The 21,230-nt window shown below is 73.0% G+C and carries 18 protein-coding genes; 17 read left to right on the top strand and 1 reads right to left on the bottom strand.

What is annotated here, in order from left to right; genetic code table 11:
* Window positions 1–173: 173 nt before the first annotated feature.
* The 10 genes from ACZ434_RS29890 to ACZ434_RS29845 all read left to right on the top strand — a co-directional run bounded on the left by ACZ434_RS29890 (window position 174) and on the right by ACZ434_RS29845 (window position 13,793).
* A complete protein-coding gene (locus tag ACZ434_RS29890) occupies window positions 174–1,814 on the top strand; it encodes a carboxylesterase/lipase family protein (RefSeq protein WP_468461314.1) in 1,641 nt (546 codons plus the stop codon).
* A 193-nt stretch (window positions 1,815–2,007) separates the two neighbouring features.
* Complete coding sequence (locus tag ACZ434_RS29885; RefSeq protein WP_468461312.1) at window positions 2,008–3,177, top strand: 3-deoxy-7-phosphoheptulonate synthase; 1,170 nt, start codon at window positions 2,008–2,010, stop codon at window positions 3,175–3,177.
* Between the two features lie 56 nt (window positions 3,178–3,233).
* Window positions 3,234–4,016: a 2,3-dihydro-2,3-dihydroxybenzoate dehydrogenase gene (locus ACZ434_RS29880; RefSeq protein ID WP_468461309.1), complete on the top strand. Its 783-nt coding sequence runs from the start codon at window positions 3,234–3,236 to the stop codon at window positions 4,014–4,016.
* 200 nt (window positions 4,017–4,216) lie between these two features.
* Window positions 4,217–4,840: an isochorismatase family protein gene (locus ACZ434_RS29875; RefSeq protein ID WP_468461362.1), complete on the top strand. Its 624-nt coding sequence runs from the start codon at window positions 4,217–4,219 to the stop codon at window positions 4,838–4,840.
* Entirely contained in the window at window positions 4,837–6,768 is a 1,932-nt protein-coding gene (locus tag ACZ434_RS29870) for an anthranilate synthase family protein (RefSeq protein ID WP_468461307.1), read from the top strand. Before ACZ434_RS29875 ends, ACZ434_RS29870 begins: the two co-directional genes overlap by 4 nt.
* A 1,268-nt stretch (window positions 6,769–8,036) precedes the next feature.
* Window positions 8,037–9,104 (top strand): 3-oxoacyl-ACP synthase III family protein, encoded by a 1,068-nt coding sequence (locus ACZ434_RS29865; protein ID WP_468461305.1) that lies wholly within the window; start codon window positions 8,037–8,039, stop codon window positions 9,102–9,104.
* 10 nt (window positions 9,105–9,114) lie between these two features.
* Complete coding sequence (locus ACZ434_RS29860; protein WP_468461303.1) at window positions 9,115–9,918, top strand: arylamine N-acetyltransferase family protein; 804 nt, start codon at window positions 9,115–9,117, stop codon at window positions 9,916–9,918.
* Window positions 9,919–9,923: 5 nt separating this feature from the next.
* Window positions 9,924–11,588, top strand: a complete 1,665-nt coding sequence (locus ACZ434_RS29855) for an FAD-dependent oxidoreductase (protein WP_468461301.1) — start codon at window positions 9,924–9,926, stop codon at window positions 11,586–11,588.
* Between the two features lie 88 nt (window positions 11,589–11,676).
* The gene (locus ACZ434_RS29850; RefSeq protein WP_468461299.1) at window positions 11,677–12,162 is read left to right on the top strand and encodes an RrF2 family transcriptional regulator; all 486 of its coding nucleotides are present in this window, start codon (window positions 11,677–11,679) and stop codon (window positions 12,160–12,162) included.
* 143 nt (window positions 12,163–12,305) lie between these two features.
* Window positions 12,306–13,793 carry an MFS transporter gene (locus ACZ434_RS29845; protein ID WP_468461297.1) on the top strand — a complete coding sequence of 496 codons (1,488 nt, stop codon included), beginning with the start codon at window positions 12,306–12,308 and terminating at the stop codon, window positions 13,791–13,793.
* A 288-nt stretch (window positions 13,794–14,081) separates the two neighbouring features.
* Here ACZ434_RS29845 and ACZ434_RS29840 read toward each other — a convergent pair whose 3' ends face one another.
* On the bottom strand, window positions 14,082–14,633 hold the full coding sequence (locus ACZ434_RS29840; RefSeq protein ID WP_468461295.1) for an EF-hand domain-containing protein: 552 nt from the start codon (window positions 14,631–14,633) through the stop codon (window positions 14,082–14,084).
* 336 nt (window positions 14,634–14,969) lie between these two features.
* On the opposite strand from ACZ434_RS29840, the gene ACZ434_RS29835 reads away from it, so the two are divergent.
* The 7 genes from ACZ434_RS29835 (at window position 14,970) to ACZ434_RS29805 (ending at window position 20,915) form a co-directional block, all read left to right on the top strand.
* Window positions 14,970–16,124: an MFS transporter gene (locus tag ACZ434_RS29835; protein WP_468461293.1), complete on the top strand. Its 1,155-nt coding sequence runs from the start codon at window positions 14,970–14,972 to the stop codon at window positions 16,122–16,124.
* 116 nt (window positions 16,125–16,240) lie between these two features.
* On the top strand, window positions 16,241–16,870 hold the full coding sequence (locus tag ACZ434_RS29830) for an NAD(P)H-dependent oxidoreductase (protein ID WP_468461291.1): 630 nt from the start codon (window positions 16,241–16,243) through the stop codon (window positions 16,868–16,870).
* 19 nt (window positions 16,871–16,889) lie between these two features.
* Window positions 16,890–17,273, top strand: coding sequence for a YybH family protein (locus ACZ434_RS29825; RefSeq protein ID WP_468461289.1), 384 nt, complete (start codon window positions 16,890–16,892; stop codon window positions 17,271–17,273).
* A gap of 186 nt (window positions 17,274–17,459) precedes the next feature.
* A complete protein-coding gene (locus tag ACZ434_RS29820) occupies window positions 17,460–18,104 on the top strand; it encodes an NAD(P)H-dependent oxidoreductase (protein ID WP_468461287.1) in 645 nt (214 codons plus the stop codon).
* Between the two features lie 214 nt (window positions 18,105–18,318).
* Window positions 18,319–19,959: a class I adenylate-forming enzyme family protein gene (locus tag ACZ434_RS29815; protein WP_468461285.1), complete on the top strand. Its 1,641-nt coding sequence runs from the start codon at window positions 18,319–18,321 to the stop codon at window positions 19,957–19,959.
* A gap of 49 nt (window positions 19,960–20,008) precedes the next feature.
* A complete protein-coding gene (locus ACZ434_RS29810; protein WP_468461283.1) occupies window positions 20,009–20,173 on the top strand; it encodes a hypothetical protein in 165 nt (54 codons plus the stop codon).
* A 157-nt stretch (window positions 20,174–20,330) separates the two neighbouring features.
* Window positions 20,331–20,915, top strand: a complete 585-nt coding sequence (locus tag ACZ434_RS29805; protein WP_468461281.1) for an NADPH-dependent FMN reductase — start codon at window positions 20,331–20,333, stop codon at window positions 20,913–20,915.
* The last annotated feature ends 315 nt before the right edge of the window (window positions 20,916–21,230 follow it).

Genomic DNA, 21,230 nt, shown 5'->3' with positions numbered 1-21,230 from the left:
AAGGAAGTGGCGGAAAAGCATCGCCCGTTGTGTCAGCTCACCGGCCGCACCGGCCGGTGAGCTGACGGACTCCGCAGGGCAGCTGACGGATTGCCAGGCCGGTCTTTGGCGACCCCCGAAGCGGCGGCACACGATCGGCGGACCGATCCCGACCGAGTGTCCGAGGAGTCACCATGGCCAGCCAGCCGCAGGTCGCAGCCAGGCGTGCGGGCGTGTCCGCCGCCGTCACGGACCCGTCCCGCGCCGCGTCCGGGAACAGGGTCGTGGTGCGTACGGAGAGCGGGCTGGTGGCCGGCGAACGCTCCGGCCCCGTCGCCGTCTTCCGCGGTGTCCCGTACGCGGCCCCGCCCATAGGCCCCCTGCGTTTCGCCTCCCCCCGGCCGCCCGTGCCCTGGCCCGGTGTGCGGGAGGCGGTGCGGTTCTCCGACGTGTCCTTCCAGAGCGTCGTCCCCAACCGGCCGGTGCCGCCCGGCAGTGAGGACTCGCTGTACGCCAATGTCTGGACGCCCGATCCGGGCGGCAGCCGGCCGGTCCTGGTCTACATCCACGGCGGCGGCTGGCAGGCCGGGGCGGGCAGCCTGCCCGTGTACGACGGGAGCCGGCTCGCGGACCGTGGCGATCTGGTGGTCGTCACCTTCAACTACCGCCTCGGCGTCCTCGGCTTCGGCCTGCACGAGGAGTTCGCCGACCCGGAGAGCGGGCACTTCGCCAACTGGGGGCTTCAGGACCAGCAGGCGCTGCTGCGCTGGGTGCACGCCAACGCCGCCGCCTTCGGCGGGGACCCCGGCAACATCACCGTGTGCGGCACCTCCGCGGGCGGTGCCGCGGCCTGGCAGCTGGCGCTGCTTCCCGCGATGCGTGGCCTGATCCGGCGCATCGTGCCGATCAGTCCCAGCCATGTCACGCCGCCCGCCACCGCGCTGACGCCGCAGGACTCCCGTACCGCCTACGAGGCCGTCGCCCGCCGGCTGCGCACGACCGTCGCCGGGCTGCGTACGGTGCCGGCCGCCGCGCTCGCCGGGGCGTGGGAGGAGATCTTCGCCCCGCGGCCCGCGGAGCGGATCGTCGGCAGCGGACGCTGGTACCGCGGTCCGGTCCTGGACGGCCGCACCCTGCCCGCCCACGACCATCACCTGCCGACGCCCGGCGTGCCCGTGCTGTCGGTCCACACCAGCACCGAGGGCTCCTTCTACACCGGCCCCGGCTCCCCCCAGCCCGCACCCGCCCCGCGCGACGACACCGAGCTGAGGCGGGTCGTACGCGAGGTGCTGGACCTCGGCCGGCCGGGCGCCGGTGACGATCTCGCGCACGCCTGCGCCACCGCCTACCGGGACGCGGCCCGCGACGCCGGGCTGCCGGACGACCCGCTGTCGCTGTGGACCGAGATCCTCGGGGACGCGTTCTTCCGGCACCAGATCGTCCGGTTCGCCGAGCGCCACGCCCGGTCCGGCAGCAGCCCGCTGTACGCGATGGAGTTCGCCCACCCCGTGCGGCCGCCGCACTTCGGCACCCCGCACGAGGCGACGTCGCCGTTCCTGTTCGGCACCCACCGGCTGCCGCAGCTCGCCCCGGTCTTCGGCGACGGGCCCGTCGAGCGGCTGCTGTCGGACATCCTCGTCGACGCCGTGGCCGCCTTCGCCCGTACGTCCGTCCCGCGCACCCCGAACACGGCCGACTGGCCGCCGTACGCCCCCGGGGCACCCAGCACGCTGGTCCTCGGCGGGCCCCGCATCGCCGAGGTCGCCCGCACCCCGAAGCTCGCCCAGCTCGGCTTCTGGGACACCGCCGGCTGGGAGCCCCGGCCCCGCCTCTGACCCGCCGTCAATCGTCAGCCGTCAGTCGGGAGTCGTTAGTCGGCAGTCGGCAGTCGGTGGCTCCGTTTCGGGGCCGGGTTTCCCGCCATCCGCCTTCCCCACCAGCCACTTTCCCGCCATCCAATTTTCCCCACCATCCGCGCGCGCCCGTATCCGTGGCCGCATCGATCACTCTTCGCGTCTGGAGACCTTCGTGGAAAACTCCCTTGTCGATATCGAACTCAAGTTCGCCCCGCAGCAGCCCGACTGGGACGACCCGGCCCAGGTGCGCCGGGTCCGGTCGGACCTGTCGAGCCGGCCCCCGCTGGTGCGCGGCGACGACGTGCGCGCCCTGCGCCGCCAGCTCGCCCGGGTCGCGGCCGGCGAGGCCCTCGTGGTCCAGGCCGGAGACTGCGCGGAGAACCCCGACGAGAGCTCCGCCGGACACGTCGCCCGCAAGGCGGCCCTGCTCGACCTGCTCGCCGGTGCGCTCAGACTGGTCGCCGGAAAGCCGGTGATCCGCGTGGGCCGCATCGCGGGACAGTTCACCAAGCCGCGTTCGCAGTCCACCGAACAGGTCGGCGGCCTCGAACTCCCCGTCTACCGCGGCCACATGGTCAACGACCCCGACCCCACCCCCGAGGGCCGCCGCCCCGATCCGCTGCGCCTGCTGACCGGCTACATGGCGGCCGACGACATCATGCGCCACCTCGGCTGGAGCGGACCGCCCGCGACGGACCGCATCGACCCCGCGATGTGGACCAGCCACGAGGCGCTGCTGCTCGACTACGAGGTCCCGCTGCTGCGCAACGAGCACGACGGGACGCTGCTGGCCTCCACGCACTGGCCGTGGATCGGGGAGCGCACCCGGCAGCCGGACGGCGCGCACGTCGCCCTGCTGGCCGGTGTGACCAACCCCGTGGCCTGCAAGGTCGGCCCGAGCACCACCACGGAGGACGTGCTCGAGCTGTGCCGGCTGCTGGACCCCGCACGTGAGGCGGGACGGCTCACCCTCATCGCCCGCATGGGCGCCGACACCGTCGCCGACGCGCTGCCGCCGCTGGTCGAGGCGGTGCGCGAGGCCGGTCACCCGGTGATCTGGCTGACCGACCCGCTGCACGCCAACACCGTGACCACCCCCGGCGGGTTCAAGACCCGCTACGTGGAGGCGGCCGAGCGTGAGGTCGTCGCGTTCCACCGGGCGGTCGTGGACCACGGCGGCGTCGCCGGCGGTCTGCACCTGGAGGCGACCCCGGACGCCGTCCTGGAGTGCGTGGCCGACGCGGCGGAGGCGGAAAAGGTCGGCGACGCCTACGAGAGCTTCTGCGACCCGCGGCTCAACGCCGGCCAGGCCATCTCCGTGGTGTCCGCCTGGCACATATGAGCCGCTCCGGACGTGACAGTCCCCGCCCGCACGGCACGTGAAGGAGGAACGCACGAATGCACAGCACAAGCGAGAACAGACTGGCCCTGGTGACCGGCGCCGCCGGCGGCATCGGCACCGCCGTGGCCCGAGTCCTCGGTGAACGGGGTGTCGCGGTGGCCGCGGTGGACCGCGACGCCGGCCAGCTCGACGAGGTGACCGAGAAGATGGGCGCGGACGGGCTGCCGGTGTCGCCCTTCACCGCGGACGTCACCGACAGCGCCGCCGTGGAGAGCGTCGTCGGCGAGATCGAGCAGCGCCTCGGCCCCGTCGACTACCTCGTCAACGCCGCCGGCGTGCTGCGCCTCGGCGAGGTGAGCACCTTCAGCGACGACGACTGGAACAGCACCTTCGCCGTCAACACCACCGGCGTCTTCCATCTGTCGCGCTCCGTGGTGGGCCGCATGGTGGCACGCGGGCGCGGCGCCGTCGTCACCGTCGCGTCCAACGCGGCCGTGACGCCCCGTTCGGGGATGGCGGCGTACGCGGCCTCCAAGGCGGCCGCGGAGATGTTCACCAAGAGCCTCGGCCTGGAAGTGGCCCGGCACGGCATCCGCTGCAACATCGTCGCGCCCGGCTCCACCGACACGCCGATGCTCAGCTCCATGTGGCAGGACGCGTCCGGCCCGCACGCCACGCTCGCCGGGAACCCGGAGGCGTTCCGGGTCGGCATCCCGCTGGGCAAGCTCGCCCGGCCCGCCGACGTGGCACACGCCGTCGCCTACCTGCTCTCCGACGAGGCCGCCCACATCACGCTGCACACCCTGACCGTCGACGGCGGGGCCGCCCTGGGCGCGTAGCGCCCGGCCGAGTGCGGCTGAGCGCGGCCGGGGACGGAACGGGGTCCGGTGAACCGCGTTCCCGACCGGCCGCGCAGCCCGCGCTGGGCCCGTACCCGCCGCGCAGCCCCCGCGCCCACTTCGGGCGCGATCGGGCCTCCGCAGTGACGAGAAGCGACGCGAAGTAACGAGAAGTAATGAGAAAGGACACCGAGCCCCTCATGACCGGCCTTCCGCCCATCGAGTCCTACCCCCTGCCGACCTCCGCCGAGCTGCCGGCCAACACCGCCCCGTGGACGCCCGACCCCGACCGCGCGGTGCTGCTCGTCCACGACATGCAGCGCTACTTCCTCCAGCCCTTCCCCGAGCCGCTGCGCGGCCAGCTCGTACGCAACGCCGCCCACCTGCGCGAACGCTGCGCCGACCTCGGCATCCCCGTCGCCTACACCGCCCAGCCCGGCGGTATGACCACCCACCAGCGCGGCCTGCTCAAGGACTTCTGGGGACCGGGCATGCGTCCCGCGCCCGCGGACCGTGCCGTGGTCGACGCCCTCGCCCCCCGGGACGGGGACTGGCTGGTCACCAAGTGGCGCTACAGCGCCTTCCACCACACCGACCTGCTCACCCGTATGCGTTTCCACCAGCGCGACCAGCTCATCGTCTGCGGGGTCTACGCCCACGTCGGCGTGCTGATCACCGCCGTGGAGGCGTTCAGCCACGACATCGAGACGTTCCTGGTCGCCGACGCCGTCGCCGACTTCGACGAGAGCCGTCACCGGATGGCCGTCGAGTACGCGGCCGCGCGCTGCGCGGTCGTCACCACCGCCAAGGAGGTCCTGGCATGACCGGCACCCGCGCGGGCCGCCCGTACGAGGGTCTGCTCGACGAGATACTCGGCCCCACCCCGCCGCCGTTCGCCCTGCTGCACCGGCCCGAGGCCACCGGCCCCGGGGTGCTGGACATCCTCGTCGGCGAGGTGTCGCACCCCGGCACCCTGGCCGGCATCCCGCTGCCGCCCGAGCCCTCCGAGCCGTCCGGGGCCACCGGCGCCGCGCGGCACGACGTGCTCGCCCTCGTCCCCTACCGGCAGATCGCCGAGCGGGGTTTCACCGGCCACGACGACGGCACCCCGCTGGTGGCGCTGAGCGTCACCCGGCAGGAGACCGCGCCGCTGGCCGCCGTACTGCAACGGCTGCCCGACGACTCCATCCGCACCACCGGAGCCCGCTTCGACGTCGACGACGACGCCTACGCGGAGACCGTCCGGCGGATCATCGACGACGAGATCGGCACCGGCGAGGGCGCCAACTTCGTCATCAAGCGGACCTTCACCGTCGACATCTCCGACTACACCCCGCGCAGCGCACTGACCTTCTTCCGGCGGCTCCTGGAGCACGAGAAGGGCGCGTACTGGACGTTCGTCGTGCACACCGGCGAGCGCACCCTGGTCGGTGCCACGCCCGAGCGGCACATCAGCGTGCACGACGGCACCGCGGTGATGAACCCGATCTCCGGCACCTACCGCTACCCGGCCGCCGGCCCCACTCTCCCGGAGGTGATGGACTTCCTCGCCGACCGCAAGGAGGCCGACGAGCTGTACATGGTCGTCGACGAGGAACTGAAGATGATGGCCCGGATCTGCCCCGGGGGCGGCCGGGTGACGGGCCCCTTCCTCAAGGAGATGGCCCGGCTCGCGCACACCGAGTACTTCATCGAGGGCGAGACCGCCAGCGACCCCCGCGAGGTGCTGCGCGAGACGCTGTTCGCGCCGACGGTCACCGGCTCGCCCCTGGAGAGCGCCTGCCGGGTCATCGGGCGGTACGAGCCCGAGGGCCGCGGCTACTACAGCGGGGTCCTCGCCCTGATCGGCCGGGACGCCGCCGGCGGCTCCGCCCTGGACTCCGCGATCTGCATCCGCACCGCCGACATCGACGCGCGGGGCACGGTACGCATCGGCGTCGGGGCCACGCTCGTACGCCACTCCGACCCGCTGTCCGAGGTGGCCGAGACCCACGCCAAGGCCGCAGGGCTGCTCGCCGCCCTGGAGGGCGCGGGCGCGGCCCGGTTCGCCGCCCACCCCGAGGTGTGCCGGGCGCTGCGGGCGCGCAACGCCACCATCGCCGGGTTCTGGCTCGCGGACGGGGCGCGTCCGGCCGGGGAGGCGGCCCTGCCGCCGGGCCGCAGGGTCCTGGTGGTGGACGCCGAGGACACCTTCACCTCGATGATCGGGCACCAACTGCGTTCGCTGGGGCTGGAGGTGACGGTACGGCGCTTCGACGAGCCCTACCGCGTCGAGGGGTACGACCTGGTGGTGATGGGGCCCGGCCCGGGGGACCCGCGCGACCTGGACCATCCCAAGATCGCCCACCTGGACGGCACGATCACGCGGCTGCTGGAGGAGGGCCGGCCGTTCCTGGCCATCTGCCTCAGCCACCAGGTGCTCAGCCGCCGGCTCGGCCTGGACCTGGTGCGCCGGGCCGTGCCCAACCAGGGCGTCCAGCGGGACGTCGACCTGTTCGGGCGGCGGGAACGCGTCGGCTTCTACAACACGTTCACCGCCGTGAGCTCCGAGGACAAGACCGAGGCGGAGGCGGCCGGTGTCCTCGAGATCGCCCGCGATCCCGACACCGGGGAGGTCCACGCGCTGCGGGGCGCCCGCTTCGCGTCGATGCAGTTCCACCCCGAGTCGGTGCTCACCCAGAACGGCGTCGCCATCACCGGCGACCTGGTGCGCTCCCTGCTGGGCGCGGTTGCGCTGGCGCCGGCCGCGTGAGGGAAACTGCGGGGCCGGGCGCCCCCCGGCCCCGCAGCCACCCCGGTGCCACGACCGACAGCCCCGCGCCCCGGCTCGGCATCCACCCGCCGCCCCGGGGCGCGGGCCCGGCACCCCCGTTCCATCCAGCCGGCGGACACCACGGGCAGCCCTCCGGGGCAACCGCCCGCCCGGCAACCGGACACACCCCGCGCCACCACCCCCGACCCACCAGCCCGGCTCGGCGGTCCCCCACTGGCCCGCGGTACGGGCCCGACACCCCCGTTCCGTACAGCCGGCGGACACCACGGGGCGGCCCTCCGGGGCAACCGCCCGCCCGGCAACCGGACACACCCCGCGCCACCACCCCCGACCCACCATCCCAACTCGGCGGTCCCCCGCGGGCCCGCGGTACGGGCCCGACACCCCCGTTCCGTACAGCCGGCGGACACCACGGGGCGGCCCTCCGGAGCGGCTGGCCGCGTGGCAGCCCGGGAACCCGCCACCGGACACCCCCGCGCCACCACCCCCGACCCACCATCCCAACTCGGCGGTCGCCCGCCGGCCGTGCGGTACGGGCCCGATACCCCCGTGCCGCACGGGACGACGAACACCACCGGGCCGGCCTGCTTCACCGGCCCAGGGCGCGGGGCCCAGTACCCCGTACCGCACCGGCCGACCGACCGACCGACCGACCGACACCAGCGGGCCCCTCCAACCGGCCAACCGGCCACCCGGCCACCCGGCGACAGGCCCCGCTCCGTACCACCGCCGCGACTCGCGGTACGGGCCCCATGCCCCCATGTCGCACAGCCCAACGGACACCACCGGAATGCCCCTCCGGGCCGGCCGCCCGCCGCCACCCGGACACACCCTGTGCCACCGTCAGGGACCCGCCCCGGCCCGGCAGTCACCCACCAGCCCGGTACCCGTGCCGTACAGGCCGGCGGACACCACGAGACGCCCCTCCGAGCCGGGCGGCCGGCCGCCCGGCACCCCGACCACCGGCCCCGCCCCGGTGTCACGGCCGACGGTCCAGCGCCCGGGTCGGCGGGCGCCCATCGGCCCGAGGCGTGGCCCCGGCACCCGCGTGCCGCACGGGGCCACGGACAGCACCGGGACGCCTCTCGCGGCCCCTCCGGGCTGGCCGGGCGCCCGACCCGCCGCCGCCATCTGACGTACTCCCCCAGGACCTGACGGGTTCCGCCCCCGGCCTTTGCCGGTTGCTGTGGCGGGTCGGGAGCATCGGCCTGCGCGGGAAGGCCCGAACTCTCATGGAAGGGTCACACATGATCACCACGGGCATGGCCCGGTCCGGCCGGACGAGTGCAGGCATCGCGATCCTGGGAACGGGGTCCTGTCTGCCCTCGCACGTCGTCGGCAACGACGAAGTGGCGGCCGCCGCCGGGGTCACCGACGAATGGATCCGGCTCAAGACCGGAATACGCAACAGGCGCCGGGCCAAACCGGACGAGGCCACCTCCGACCTGGCCGTCGCCGCCGGGCGGGCCGCGATGGAGGCCGCCGGCATCGTCGCCGCCGACCTCTCGCTGATCGTGGTCGCGACCTCCACGCCCGACCAGCCGCAGCCGCCGACCGCCAGCGTGGTCGCCGACGGCCTCGGCGCGGGCCACGGCGCCGCCGCCTTCGACGTCAACGCCGTATGCAGCGGCTTCGTGTTCGCGCTGAACGCCGCCCAGCACGTCCTCGCGGGCTCCGACTCGCCGTACGCGCTGGTCATCGGCGCGGACGTGTACTCCCGCATCCTCGACCCCGCCGACCGGCGCACCGCCATCCTCTTCGGCGACGGCGCCGGAGCGGTGGTGCTGGGGCCGGCCCGGCCCGGGCGCGGCCTGCTGGCCGGACGGCTGGCCGGGTTCGGCGCCGAACGCGACCTGATCGAGGTGCCGGCCGGCGGCAGCCGCCTGCCGGCGAGCGCCGAGACCCTCGCCGCGGGCCTGCACTACTTCACCATGAACGGCCGCGGCGTACGCGACTTCGTGAACACCACGGTCGCACCGGCCATCACCGCCTTCGTCGAGGAGGCGGGGTTCAGCCCCCGCGCCGTCGACCACTTCGTGCCGCACCAGGCCAACGGGCGGATGCTCGAGGACCTCTCGGCCACGGTCGGTATCACGGCCGGTCACACCCGCTTCAGCTACGAGGACTTCGGCAACACCGGAGCCGCCTCGGTGCCCGTCACCCTCGACCGGGCGGTCCGCTCGGGGCAGCTCGACGACGGGGACCTCGTCCTGCTGGCCGCCTTCGGCGGCGGCATGGCGATGGGCCTGTCGCTGCTGCGCTGGCAGCGCCCCCACCCCTCACACAGCACCGGCACCAGCACCACACACGCCTAAGGAGACAGCGATGTTGGACGGCATCATGGAGGACTACCTGCGCCGGATCGGCGCGACGCGGCCCGAGCGCGCGGACCTCGAAGGGCTGCGCCATCTGATGGAGCGGCACCTGCTGACGGTCCCCTTCGAGAACCTCGGCTACCACCTCGGCGAGGAGATCTTCATGGACGAGCGCGTCCTGGAGAAGATCGTGCGCGACCACCGCGGCGGCGGCTGCTTCGAGGTGAACCCCGCCCTGTCGTTCCTGCTGACCTCGCTCGGCTACGAGGTCGACATCCTGCCGGGCTGGGTGCACCGGCCGGGCGGCGTCCTCGGCCCGTTCCTCGGCCACCTGGCGCTGCGGGTCAGGGCCGACGGCGAGGACTGGCTGGTCGACGTCGGCTTCGGCCGCAACAGCCGCTTCCCGCTGAACCTGGCCTCGCGCGAGGTACAGCACGACCCGCACGGCGACTACCAGCTGCACGACGTGAGCGACGGCGTCATCGACATCCACCTCGGCGGCAAGCCCCTGTACCGGGTCGCCGACCGGCCGGTGACGGTCGCCGACTTCGCGCCCGCCCTGTGGTGGTACCGCACCTCGCCCGACTCCTCCTTCCTGCAGGGCCTGTTCTGCTCCATGCGCACCCCCGACGGCCTGGTCACCGTCAAGGGCAACAAGCAGGTGAGCATGGTCGCCGGCGAGGAGCGCTCCAAGTTCACCCTCGACAGCGGGGCGGAGGCCCTGGAGGCGTACAAGAAGTACTTCGGCATCAGCCTGGACCGGCTGCCCGACGAGCCCGCCGGGGGCGTCACCGCCGGCGTGCGGACGGATTGAGCACGATGGCCGACCACACCCACACCACCGGGCCGGCCGCCGGCACGTCCGATCTGGACGTGCTGGTCGTCGGCGCCGGGCCCACGGGTCTGCTGACCGCCGTGGAACTGATGCGCCGCGGCATACGGGTGCGGGTCATCGACCGCGCCGAGCAGCCGTCGACCACGCCCAAGGCGCTGTCCGTGTGGCCCCGCGCGCTCGACATCCTCGAGGACGCGGGGCTCGCCGACGGCATCATGCGCGAGTCGGGCCTGGTCAACCGGCTCAGCTACTTCTCCGAACGCAGACCGCTCGCCTCCTTCGCCCTGACCGAGGACACCGCCTGCCGGGTGCTGCCGCAGCATGTGACCGAACGGCTGCTCGCCGAGCGGCTGGCCGAGCTCGGCGGCAAGGTGGAGCGCGGGGTGCGGCTGCTGGCGCTGGAGGGCGTGGACTTCTCCGGCGACATCGGCGCGAGCGACGGCGTCACCGCCGTCGTGGAGCTGCCCGGCGGAGGCCTCGACCGCATCCGTGCGCCCTTCGTGGTCGGCGCGGACGGCGCCGGCAGCGCGGTGCGCGGCCAGCTCGGCATCGGCTTCCAGGGCAGTACGTACGAGATGGCCTTCGCGCTCGTCGACGCGCGGATCGAGGGTGAACTCCCGTCGGACGAGTGCCTGTTCTACCAGGCGCCCAGCGGTGCCCTGGTCGTCGTGCCGATGCCCGGCGGTGTCTACCGGTTCCTGTCCGTCATGCCGCAGGGCCGCCACGAGGTCTCCCTGGAGATGATGCGGGGGCTCCTGGAGGAGCGCGGGCCGCGCGGGGTGCGGCTGACCGAGGCCGTGTGGCAGGCGGTCTTCCGCGTGCACGCTCGGCACGCCTCCGACTTCAGCGTCGGACGGGTCTTCCTCGCCGGCGACGCCGCGCACGTGCACAGCCCGGCGGGCGGCCAGGGCATGAACAACGGCCTGCAGGACGCCCAGAACCTGGGCTGGAAGCTGGCCGCCGTCATCCGCGGCGAGTCCCCGGCGTCGCTGCTCGCCGGCTACGGCACCGAACGCTCGGAGGCCACCCGCCAGATCGTGCGCGACACCGACCTGCAGACCCGGGCCTGGGTGGCGAACAGCCGGGCCAAGGTCCTCGCGCGGGACGCCGTCTTCAAACTGCTCGACCGCACCGGTGCCGTCTCACGGTTCTACACCCCGGTGATGGCCGGGCGGCGCCTGGCCTACCCGCCGGTGCGCGACACCCAGCTCCCCTCGGGAGCGGCCGCCTGCCGGGTGCGCAGCCGGGTCCCGGGCGGGCTGAAGGACGGCGCCGTCTTCCCGCGGCGGCACGCCCTCGCGTACGGCATCAGCGGGCCCGGTGTCGACCCGCACGCCTGGACCCTGGTCCTCGCGCCGCCGTCGACGGCCTGGCGGGCGGAGGCGGGGCATGTCGTGGCCCGCCACGGCGAGTCGGTGCGCACCGTGGTGCTGCGGCGCCGCGAGAGCGCCTTCGCCACCGGCTGCCGCAGCGCCGGCTACTGGCTGGTGCGGCCGGACGGGCACATCGCGGCACACGGCCACCAGGCCGACCTCGGCCGCCTGGAGGCCGAGCTGAAGCAGGCACTGACCGGCACGGGCACCGGCTCCGGTACCGGCTCGAGCACCGGATCCGGCGCCGGCTCCGGCACCGTTCAGGACAGGCGCTGAGCAGCCGGAACAGGCCCGTCCAGGGCGACTTGACATTAAAAGAAGCGGGCCCTTCTGGCGGACATCGCGGATGCGTAATGTCCAGGACATGAAGCTGCGAGAGGGCGTGGAATGGGCGGTGCACTGCTGCATCAACCTGTCCTGGATCGCCCCTGACAGGGCGGTGCCGGCCGCGAGGCTGGCCGAGTTCCACGACCTGCCCGCGGCCTATCTGAACAAGCAGTTGCACGCTCTGGGGCGAGCCGGTGTCGTCTCGTCCCGCTCCGGCCCCCGCGGCGGATTCCGTCTCGGCCGCGAACCGGAGAGGATCACCCTGATGGACGTGGCGGTCGCCATAGACGGTTCGGCACAGGCCTTCCTGTGCACGGGCATCCGCCACCAGGGACCGGCCGGCGGCATCGCCGGCCCGGCCGGCCGCCGCACCCCCTGCACCGTGGCCCAGGCCTTCTCCCACGCAGAACTGGCCTGGCGGCACCAGCTGGCGAGCCGGACGATCGCCGACCTGGCGGACGCGGTCCGGCAGGCCAACCCCGCGGCACCGGACCAGGTACGCACCTGGTTCGACCGCACCTGAACCGGACCCGAGCCGGTACCTGAACCGGTACCCGAACCGGACCCGGAACCACGAGCGCACTCCCGTACGCGTCGGGGCCGTCCCCCGGCGATGGCGCCCCGTGCGCCTGTCGAATCCCTGACCCCGTAGTGAAAGGCACAGTCATGCCGTCTTCGGCCACAGGCGCCGCCACCGAGGCGCCGCGCCGGCGCCTCGGACTCCTCCTGGCGCTGCTGGCGTTCGCCCAGCTGATCATCTCCATCGACTACAACATCGTCTACGTCGCCCTCCCCGAGATCGGTGAAGGGCTCGGGTTCTCCGCTCAGACCCTGCAGTGGGTGATCAGCGCCTACGCCGTCGCGTTCGGCGGGTTCCTGCTGCTCGGCGGCCGGGCCTGCGACCTGTGGGGGCCGCGCCGCATCTTCATCCTCGGCCTGTCCCTGTACGGGGTGTCCTCGCTGCTCGGCGGCCTGGCCACCGACCCGTGGGTGCTGGTCGCGGCCCGCGCGGTGCAGGGCATCGGCGGCGCGTTCCTCTTCCCGGCGACGCTGACCCTGGTCTCCACCAAGTTCGCCGAGGGCAAGGAGCGCAACCGTGCCTTCGCCGTCTGGGGCACCGCCGGCGGTTCCGGAATGATCCTCGGCTCCCTCCTCGGCGGCGTCCTCACCGAGGCGTTCGGCTGGGAGTCCGTCTTCTACGTCAACGTCCCGCTGGCCGTCCTCGCGATCCTGGCCGCCCTCCCGCTCATCGCCCCCGACGCCAAGGGCGGCAGCCGCCGCTCCTTCGACCTGGCCGGTGCGCTGACCTCCACCGTCGGTACCACCTCGGTCGTCTTCGCCCTGGTCCAGGGCCCGGAGTCGGGCTGGGGCTCGCCGCTGATCGTCGGCGCGCTCGTCCTCGGCGCGGCCCTGCTGGTGTCGTTCGTCCTCATCGAGAAGCGCAGCAGCGACCCGCTGATGCCGCTGCGCCTGTTCCGCAACCGCAACCTGAGCACCGGCGCCGGGATCACCTTCTTCTACATGGCGACGTTCGGCACCCTGCTCTACTTCCTGACCGTCTACTTCCAGGGCGTGCACGGCTACAGCGCGCTGGAGACGGGCCTGGCGTTCCTCGTCCCGATGGTCGCCATCGCCATCGGCGCCCAGACGGCCGGCCGCCTGGCCACGAAGTACGGGCTGCGCGCCATCATGATCGCCAGCCTGGTGGTGGGCCTCGTCGGCACCGTGATCCTGGGCCTGACCCTGGCCACGGACACCTCCTACGTCGCCCTGATCCCCGGCATGGTCGTCATGGGCCTCGGCCAGGGCGCCGGCTACACGCTGATGTTCGGTGCCGCCACGGTCGGCGTCGACCCGATGGAGCAGGGCATCGCCTCCGGCTGGGCCTCCACCACGCAGCAGATCGGCGGTGCGGTCGGTCTGGCCGTCCTGGTCGCCGTCGCCAACTCCGGCCTGGAGGGCCTCACCGGCGAGGCGCTGCGCTCGGCCACCACCGACGGCCTGCGCACCGCGGTGCTCATCGCCGCGGCCGGCATCGCACTGACCGCGCTGGTCGCCCTCGGCCTGGACAAGCCGAAGAAGCGGACCGTCTCCCAGGGCGGCGGCGAGCCCACGGCCACCACCTCGGAGAAGCCCCAGACCGTCCAGGTCTGACCCCCGCCCCGGCCCGCCCACCCGGACGAGCCGGCCGCCGACCCCCGCACCACCCGTTCCCCCGCGGGTGCGGGGGTTCGGCATGTCCGGTGCGGCATGTCGGTGCGGCGTGCGCGGTCGCGGCGCGGCCGCGGCGCGGGCGGGGCCGAGGCCCTGACCGCCGGGCCCCGCGAGCCGTGAACACGGCCAGGTGCCCGGCCGGAGGTCCGTCACCGTCCCTCCGTCCGGGCACCCGTGATCCCGTGGCCCACGCCCCGCGGATGTCAGACGCCGGCCTTACCGGAGCGGTCAGAGCTGCCCGAAGAACAGGCTGCCCGGGGCCTCCGGGTCGTTGGAGAAGAAGTGCTCGCGCACCGCGCGGATGAACTCGTGGCGCGAGATGGCACCGTCGCCGTCGGTGTCCAGCCGCATGAAGGAGTCCATGGCGTCGGGCGCGGTGATCCGCCACACGTCACGCACGCACCGCTCGAACTCGGCCCTGCTGATCTCGTTGTCGCCGTCGGTGTCGATGACGTCGAAGATGGCGTGCCCGCCGCCCTCGGTCACGTTGAGGCGGCTGGTGTCGACGGCCGCGAGGCGGTTGGCCGTGACGAACTGGTCCTTGGTGAGCCGGTCCCCGTCGACGCCGGAGTGGCGCAGCAGTTCCAGCCAGTAGATCTGGCAGAAGGTCTGCAGCGCCCTGGCCCGCCGGTCGTTCTTGTCGATCCGGTAGGCCTGGATGTAGCGGTCGCTGAGCTGCTGGTAGTCGGTCCAGTCGAGGTATCCGTCCTGATTGGCGTCCATGGTGTCGAAGGTGCGCTCGAGCTTGAGGGTGATGACGTCCTGCGCCACGGTGGTCATGGGCCGGCCCCTTTCGTGATCTACCGGTCTGGTCCTTCAGCGTGGGTCAGGCGGCACCGCCCGCGTGCGGGAACACCGGGGAACCACCCGATTCAGTGATCACCTTCCTGGCTGTCCCGGCACACCGGCCTCCGACCACGGGTCCGAAGGTCACGTCGAGGACGCGATGCCGGACGCCATCGGCTGAGCCGTCCCGCTCCCGGAACCGGCCCGGAACCGGTTCCGGCTCGCGGGGCCGGACTTGACATATCGTCGGGCGGTCGGTTGCCGGGGCCGTGGGGGGCCTCCGACGCTGGGTGTATGTCGAAATTATCGGTTGCCGAGGCACCGCCCCCCGTGACAGCGGGGACCGCGCCGCTCGTCGCGACCGTCGCCACCGTGTCCGTCATGGGTGTGCTCGTGGTCGGGCAGATGTACGTGACCATCCCGCTCATGCCGGAGCTCGCCGGCGCCTGGGGTGTGTCGACCGGTGCGGCGGCGGCCTCGACCACCGCGTTCGCCTTCGCCCACGCGGTGGGCTCCCTCGTCAGCGGGCCGCTGTCCACCCGCTGGGGGCGGCGCACCGTGATGGTGACCAGCGTCCTCGCCATGGCCGTCGTCACCGCCCTGCTGCCGCTGGCGGCCTCCCTGACCGACGGGGTCGCCCTGCGCGCCCTGCAGGGCCTGTTCGCGGGCTCGTTCATTCCCATGGCGTACGCCTACATCCACGCCCGCGTCGCCCCGCACCGCGTCTCCCTGGCCCTGACCGTGGTCTCGGCCTGTATGGGGGCCACGGTGGTGATCGGGCAGGTCGAGGCGCAACTGGTGGCGGCGTGGTTCGGCTGGGTGTGGACGTTCTGGGGCACCGTGCCGCTGCTGCTGGCGGGGGCGCTCGTCTCCTGGCGGGTCCTGCTGCCCGAGGAACGGGTCAGCGGCGGCGGCCTCTCGGGCCTGAAGAGCGCGCTGGGCTCCCGGATGATCCCGCTGTACCTGATCATCCTGGTCGGCGCGGGCAGCCTCACCGCCGTCTACACCGGGGTGCAGCTGTACGGGCCCGACTCCGTGGCGGACGGCGGCGCGCCGCTGCTCGCGCTGCGGGCCAGCGCCCTGCCGGCCCTGCTGGGCGCCGTGCTGGCCGCCCCTCTCCTCGCCCGCTTCCCCGCCCCGCGCCGGGCGGCCGGAGCGCTGCTGGTGACCGTCGCCGCGCTGCTGGTCGCCACCCTCGGCGGGAACGACGCCGTCGTGCTCGGGGCGGCGCTGTTCGCCTTCATGGCGGGCTTCTCCACCCTCGGCCCGGCGCTCATCGAGTCGGTCGGCGCCCGGGCCGGCGCGGCGGCCCAGACCACGGCGATCGCCCTGTACGGCTTCACGCTCAACGTGGGAGCCGGTGCGGGTGCCCAAATCGCCGCGTTCTTCGACCGATTCGCCTCGCTGGCGCTGTTCCTCGCGCTCGCCCTGGCGGTCGCCGCCTGCGGTGTCCTGCGCGGCAGGCGCGCCAGGCCTACGACCTGACGCACTCGCGGCGGCTTCGTTGCCGCACGCTCGGCCGGCGCAGAACGATGTGGTCAGCGCCGTACACCGCACCGTCCACGTACTCATGACCCCGTACGCCCAGGGAGCGCCCGATCATGACCAACGTCGCCGTCATCTACTACTCGTCCACCGGCTCCACCCACCGGCTCGCCCGGGCGGCCGCGGACGCCGCCGCCGCGGAGGGCGCCGAGGTGCGGCTGCGCCGGGTGCCCGAGCTCGCCGCCACGGGCCGGCCCGGCTCCCAGGAGCACGCCGCCAGCGTGGCGGACATACCCGAGGCGACCCTGGACGACCTGGACTGGGCGGACGCCGTCCTGCTCGGCTCGCCCGTCCACTTCGGGCTGGCCGCCCCGCAGTTGATGCAGTTCATCAACACGACCTCGCCGCTGTCGATCCAGGGCAGGCTGCTCGACAAGGCCGTCTCCGCCTTCGCCTCCGGCTCCGCCGAGCACGGCGGCCAGGTGACGGCGATCCTCGCGCTGCACAACGCGATCTGCCACTGGGGTTCGGTGATCGTCGCCACCGGCTCCGCCGACCCGGTGCTGTTCGAGAAGAACAACGGCAACCCGTACGGCGCGAGCACGGTGGCCGGCAACCGCCCCGGCTTCATCCACGAGGAGAACGTCGGCGCCATCGCCTACCAGACCCGCCGCACCATCCACGTCGCCGCCGCGCTGAAGGCGGCGGCCGCGGCGCCCGCTCCCGCGGCTCCGGCCGCCGTCTGACCGAGGGGGGAGAGACATCATGGCAGTCAGTGACCCGGCCCGGTTGCCCTCGGTCTTCGTCGAGGCCTTCAACGCCAAGGACCTCGGCGCCATCGACCGGCTGTTCGAACCGGATGCGGTGCGGGTGCTGCGGCCGGGCGTGGTGGTGACCGGCGACGGCCGCCGCCAGGCGACCAGCAGCTTCCTCGCCCTGGGCGTCCCGATCGACATCACCGTCCGGCACACGTACGTCTACGGCGACACGGCCCTGGTGATCGGCGACTTCGTCATCGACGGCACCAAGCCCGACGGGGAGCACGTCCACATCGAGGGCACCGCCACCGACGTGGCCCGGCGCGGCCCCGACGGCCTGTGGCGCTACATCATCGACAACCCGCCGGGGGTGGAGGTGGGCGAGGACTGACCTCCGCGGGAGCGTCCGCCGGCCCGGCTCCCCTTTCCGGAAAACCGGTCGACCGGCCGGAAAGGGGGGCGACTTGACGGACTAACGAATTTCGGTGGCCGGCCCGCCGCGCCCGCGACACCATGGAGCGCGCACCACAGCCGGAAACGGTACGAGCACTCGACCCGATGAGGGAGCAGTACGTCCATGACCAATGTCGCCATTGTCTACTATTCGGCCACCGGAAACATCCACAAGCTGGCTGTCGCCGCCGCCGAGGCGGCGGAAAAGGCGGGGGCCGAGGTACGGCTGCGCCGGGTCGCCGAGATCACCGACGAACCGCTCGCGCCCAACTACAAGGAATGGAGCCAGGCGAACACCGAGCACGCGGCCGCCGCCGGGAACGTCCAGGTGGCCGCCATCGACGACCTGGACTGGGCCGACGCCGTCATCTGGGGCACGCCGGGCCGCTACGGCCTGCTGGCCGGACCGCTCAAGCACTTCATCGACCAGACCTTCGAGCTGCACGCGCGGCACGGCCTGAAGAACAAGGCGATGTCCGCGTTCACCTCGACGGGCACCCCGCACGGCGGCCAGGAGTCCACGATCCTGTCCCTGAGCAACGTCTTCTACCACTGGGGTGCGGTCATCGTGCCGCCCGGCGTCACCGACTCCATCCTGCTCGCGCCGAGCAACGGCAACCCCTACGGCGTCAGCGCCACCTCCGGCCTGCAGGCCATCCCGGGCCACCTCGCGCAGAACGTCACCGACGACAACCTCGCCGCCGTCGGCTACCAGACCGTCCGCACGATGCGGGTGGCCGAGGCCCTCAAGCAGGGGCTGAACGACTGACCTCGCTCGTCTCCACGAGAGTTCTCCACGAGAGTTCATTCTCCACGAGAGGCCGGACCGCGCATTCCGCGCGGCCCGGCCTTTTCCTTTGCCCGCGATATGACGCATTGACCGCCCTTTCCTTTCCGGCGGCGAATTCCCATGAAAGATTTCATGAGAGGTTCTCCGAACGAGTTCCCCTTTTCGTGTGTCGGTTCCCGGAGGAAGAGTCCTGATGTTCAAGGTGCCGAAAAGCAAGAAGTTCCTCTATCTCGGGGTCGTCTCCGAACGAGCCGCCCAGAAGTACGGCGACACCCCGATCACGCTCGACCACGGCATGGATGCCTTCCCGGAGGTGGGCCGGACGCTGACCGTCCGGGAGTTCGCCGGCCTCGTCGCCGACACCGCCAACCGGCTCTGGGCTGCGGGCGTGCGCCCCAGCGAGCACGTCGCCGTGTACAAGACGTCGAGCTTCGACATCACGGTGCTGGCCTGCGGGGTGGCCCGGATCGGCGCGGTGCCGGTGATGCTCTCCCCGCACCTGGACGGGGAGAGCATCGGCAAGCTGCTGGAGCGGCTCGAGCGGCCCACCCTGCTCACCGACGAGGCGAAGCTGACCGGTTCGCTGGCCGGCCTGCCGCTCGGCGACCTGACCGAGCGGGTGCTCAGCGCGACGGGCCCCCACCCGGACGCCGTACCGCTCGCGGACCTGGCGGGCGCGCCGGAGCGCACACCGGTACTCCTCGACCCCGACCAGCCGGCCCTGATGACGCACACCTCCGGGACGACCGGCATCCCCAAGCTGGTGGTGCACTCGGCCCGTTCGCTGGGCGCCCGCGGCAACTGGCAGGACAAGGTGGTCTCCTTCATCCGCAAGCGGGAGACGGTCGCCATGCACGTGTCGTACGTGCACTCGCGGATGTACCTGGGCCTGGCCGTGCTCCAGATGCGGGGCATGCCCATGGTGTTCATGGACGACGGCAGCCCGGCGCACGTCGCCGACCTACTGGTCCGGCACCGCCCGGGCGTCCTGGAGACCCACCCCAACTCCTTCCTGGAGTGGGAGGAGATGCTCGACGACCCGCGCAGGCCGATCGCCAACGTCAAGTACTTCAACAGCACCTTCGACGCGATCCACCCGAGCACGATGCACAAGTTCCTGCACGCCTCGGAGCGCCGCAGCCCGGTGTTCCTCCAGGTGTACGGGCAGAGCGAGTGCGGTCCGCTGGCCGGCCGCACCTACCGGCGCCGCAACGCCCTGAAGGCCGACGGCCGCTGCCAGGGCTACTCCACGCCCGGCATGACCAAGTACCGGCTGGTGTCCCGGGGCGGCGGCAGGCCGACGAAGGAGAACCCCGGCTACATCGACGTCGCCACGGCCGGCCGCGCGCTGACGTACTACGGCGAGCAGGAGCGCTTCGACCGGCAGGTCATCGGCGAGTGGTGGCGGGGCGGGGACGTCGGCTACCGCACCAAGTGGGGCTGTCTGCACCTGCTCGACCGGGAGGTCGACGTCATCCCGGGCATCGACTCCACCCTGGAGGTCGAGGACGCGGTGCTGCACAAGCTGGACGAGCTGACCGAGCTGGTCATCGTGCCCGGCCCGGACAAGCGGCCCGTGCCGGTGGTGTGCACCCGCGGGGACGAGCCGCTCGACCTCGAACGCTGGAAGGCCGCCGTGGCCGGCGGGCCCGCCCTGGGCGCGCCCGTCCAGCGCCGGCTGTCCGACCTGCCGCGCACGGCCACCGCGAAGATCCGGCGGCTGGAGCTGGCCCGGCAGCTGGCCGAGACGGCGGAGACGGCCGGGACGGCCGGGACGGCCGGGACGGCCGGCGAACCGCGGACCACTTCCCCGGTGGGGGCCGTCGCGCGCTGAACGACTCCGGCGGACGCACCGGCCGGGACGAGGAGGAAGGAGAGAACGGATGGCAGCTCATCGGACGCCCGAACAGCCGGCACAGCGCACGGGATGGGGCCCGCTGCCCCCGGACCCCGGGTTCCTGGAGGTCTGGGCGAGGTCCGCCCCGATCCGCCTGGCCGGCTACGAGGAGGACCTCGCCGAACCGCACATCCTGCAAAGCATCGACTGACCAGGCCCTTTGCCGACGTATCCGGTGCCGGGCCCGCCCCTCCCGCGGCGGGCCCGGCACCGGCGTCTCCGATCGAAGTTTTCGATACGACTTGGAAACCGGCATGCAGGTTTGTTCTTCTGTGGGTGGAGGAATGAACCGCCGTGAAAGGGCTGACATGTCGAGTGACCGCATCCGCGTGGCCGTGATCCTGTCGAGTGTGCGCAAGGGCCGATTCGGGCCCACGATCGCGAACTGGTTCGTCGGCACCGCCGACGGACGCAGCGACATCGAGGTCGACCTGGTCGACCTGGCGGACTTCCCGCTGCCGACCGCCCTGACCGACGAACCGTCGCCCGAGGTCTCCGAGGTGCTCGGGGCGTTCTCCGCCCGACTCTCGGCGGCGGACGGCTTCGTCGTGGTGACACCGGAGTACAACCACAGCTTCCCGGCCGCTCTGAAGGCCGCCGCGGACTGGACCCAGTACGAGTGGCACGCCAAGCCCGTCGGCTTCGTCGGCTACGGCGGCCTCGCCGGCGGCCTGCGCGCCGTCCAGCAGCTGCGGCACATCTTCAACGAGCTGCACGCCGTCCCCGTCCGGGACGCCATCAGCTTCCACAGCCCCTGGGCCCAGTTCGACTCCACGGGCACGCTGACCGACCCGACGAACGCGGAGGCGGCCGCCAAGGTCCTCTGGGACAAGCTGAGCTGGTGGGCGCTGGCCACCAAGGAGGCCAAGGCCCGCCGCCCGTACGACAACTGACCTCCTCGGGACACCCCCGTACCCCACCGGCCGCCCCACCACCCCGGGCGGCGGCCGGACCACGAGCCTGACCGGCCGTCCCCGCCCCGCGCCCACCCGGCACCGGCGGAACGGCACCCCCAGAACCGCGGGCCCGCGACCACCCCCGACACGGGACCCGCGAGGAAGACCCTGCCGAGGACCCGGACTCCTCCGTACCCGGCCCGGCAGGGTCCACACCGTGTGGGCCGGCGCACCGAACGAGGGTGAGTGCGCCGGCCCCACCGAAGCAGGACCCGGCACGACGGGGCGGTTCGTGCCGGGTCCCGCCCATTT

The organism is Streptomyces sp. NPDC030893 (assembly GCF_055571535.1).
This window is presented reverse-complemented; position numbering and strand designations above follow the sequence as displayed.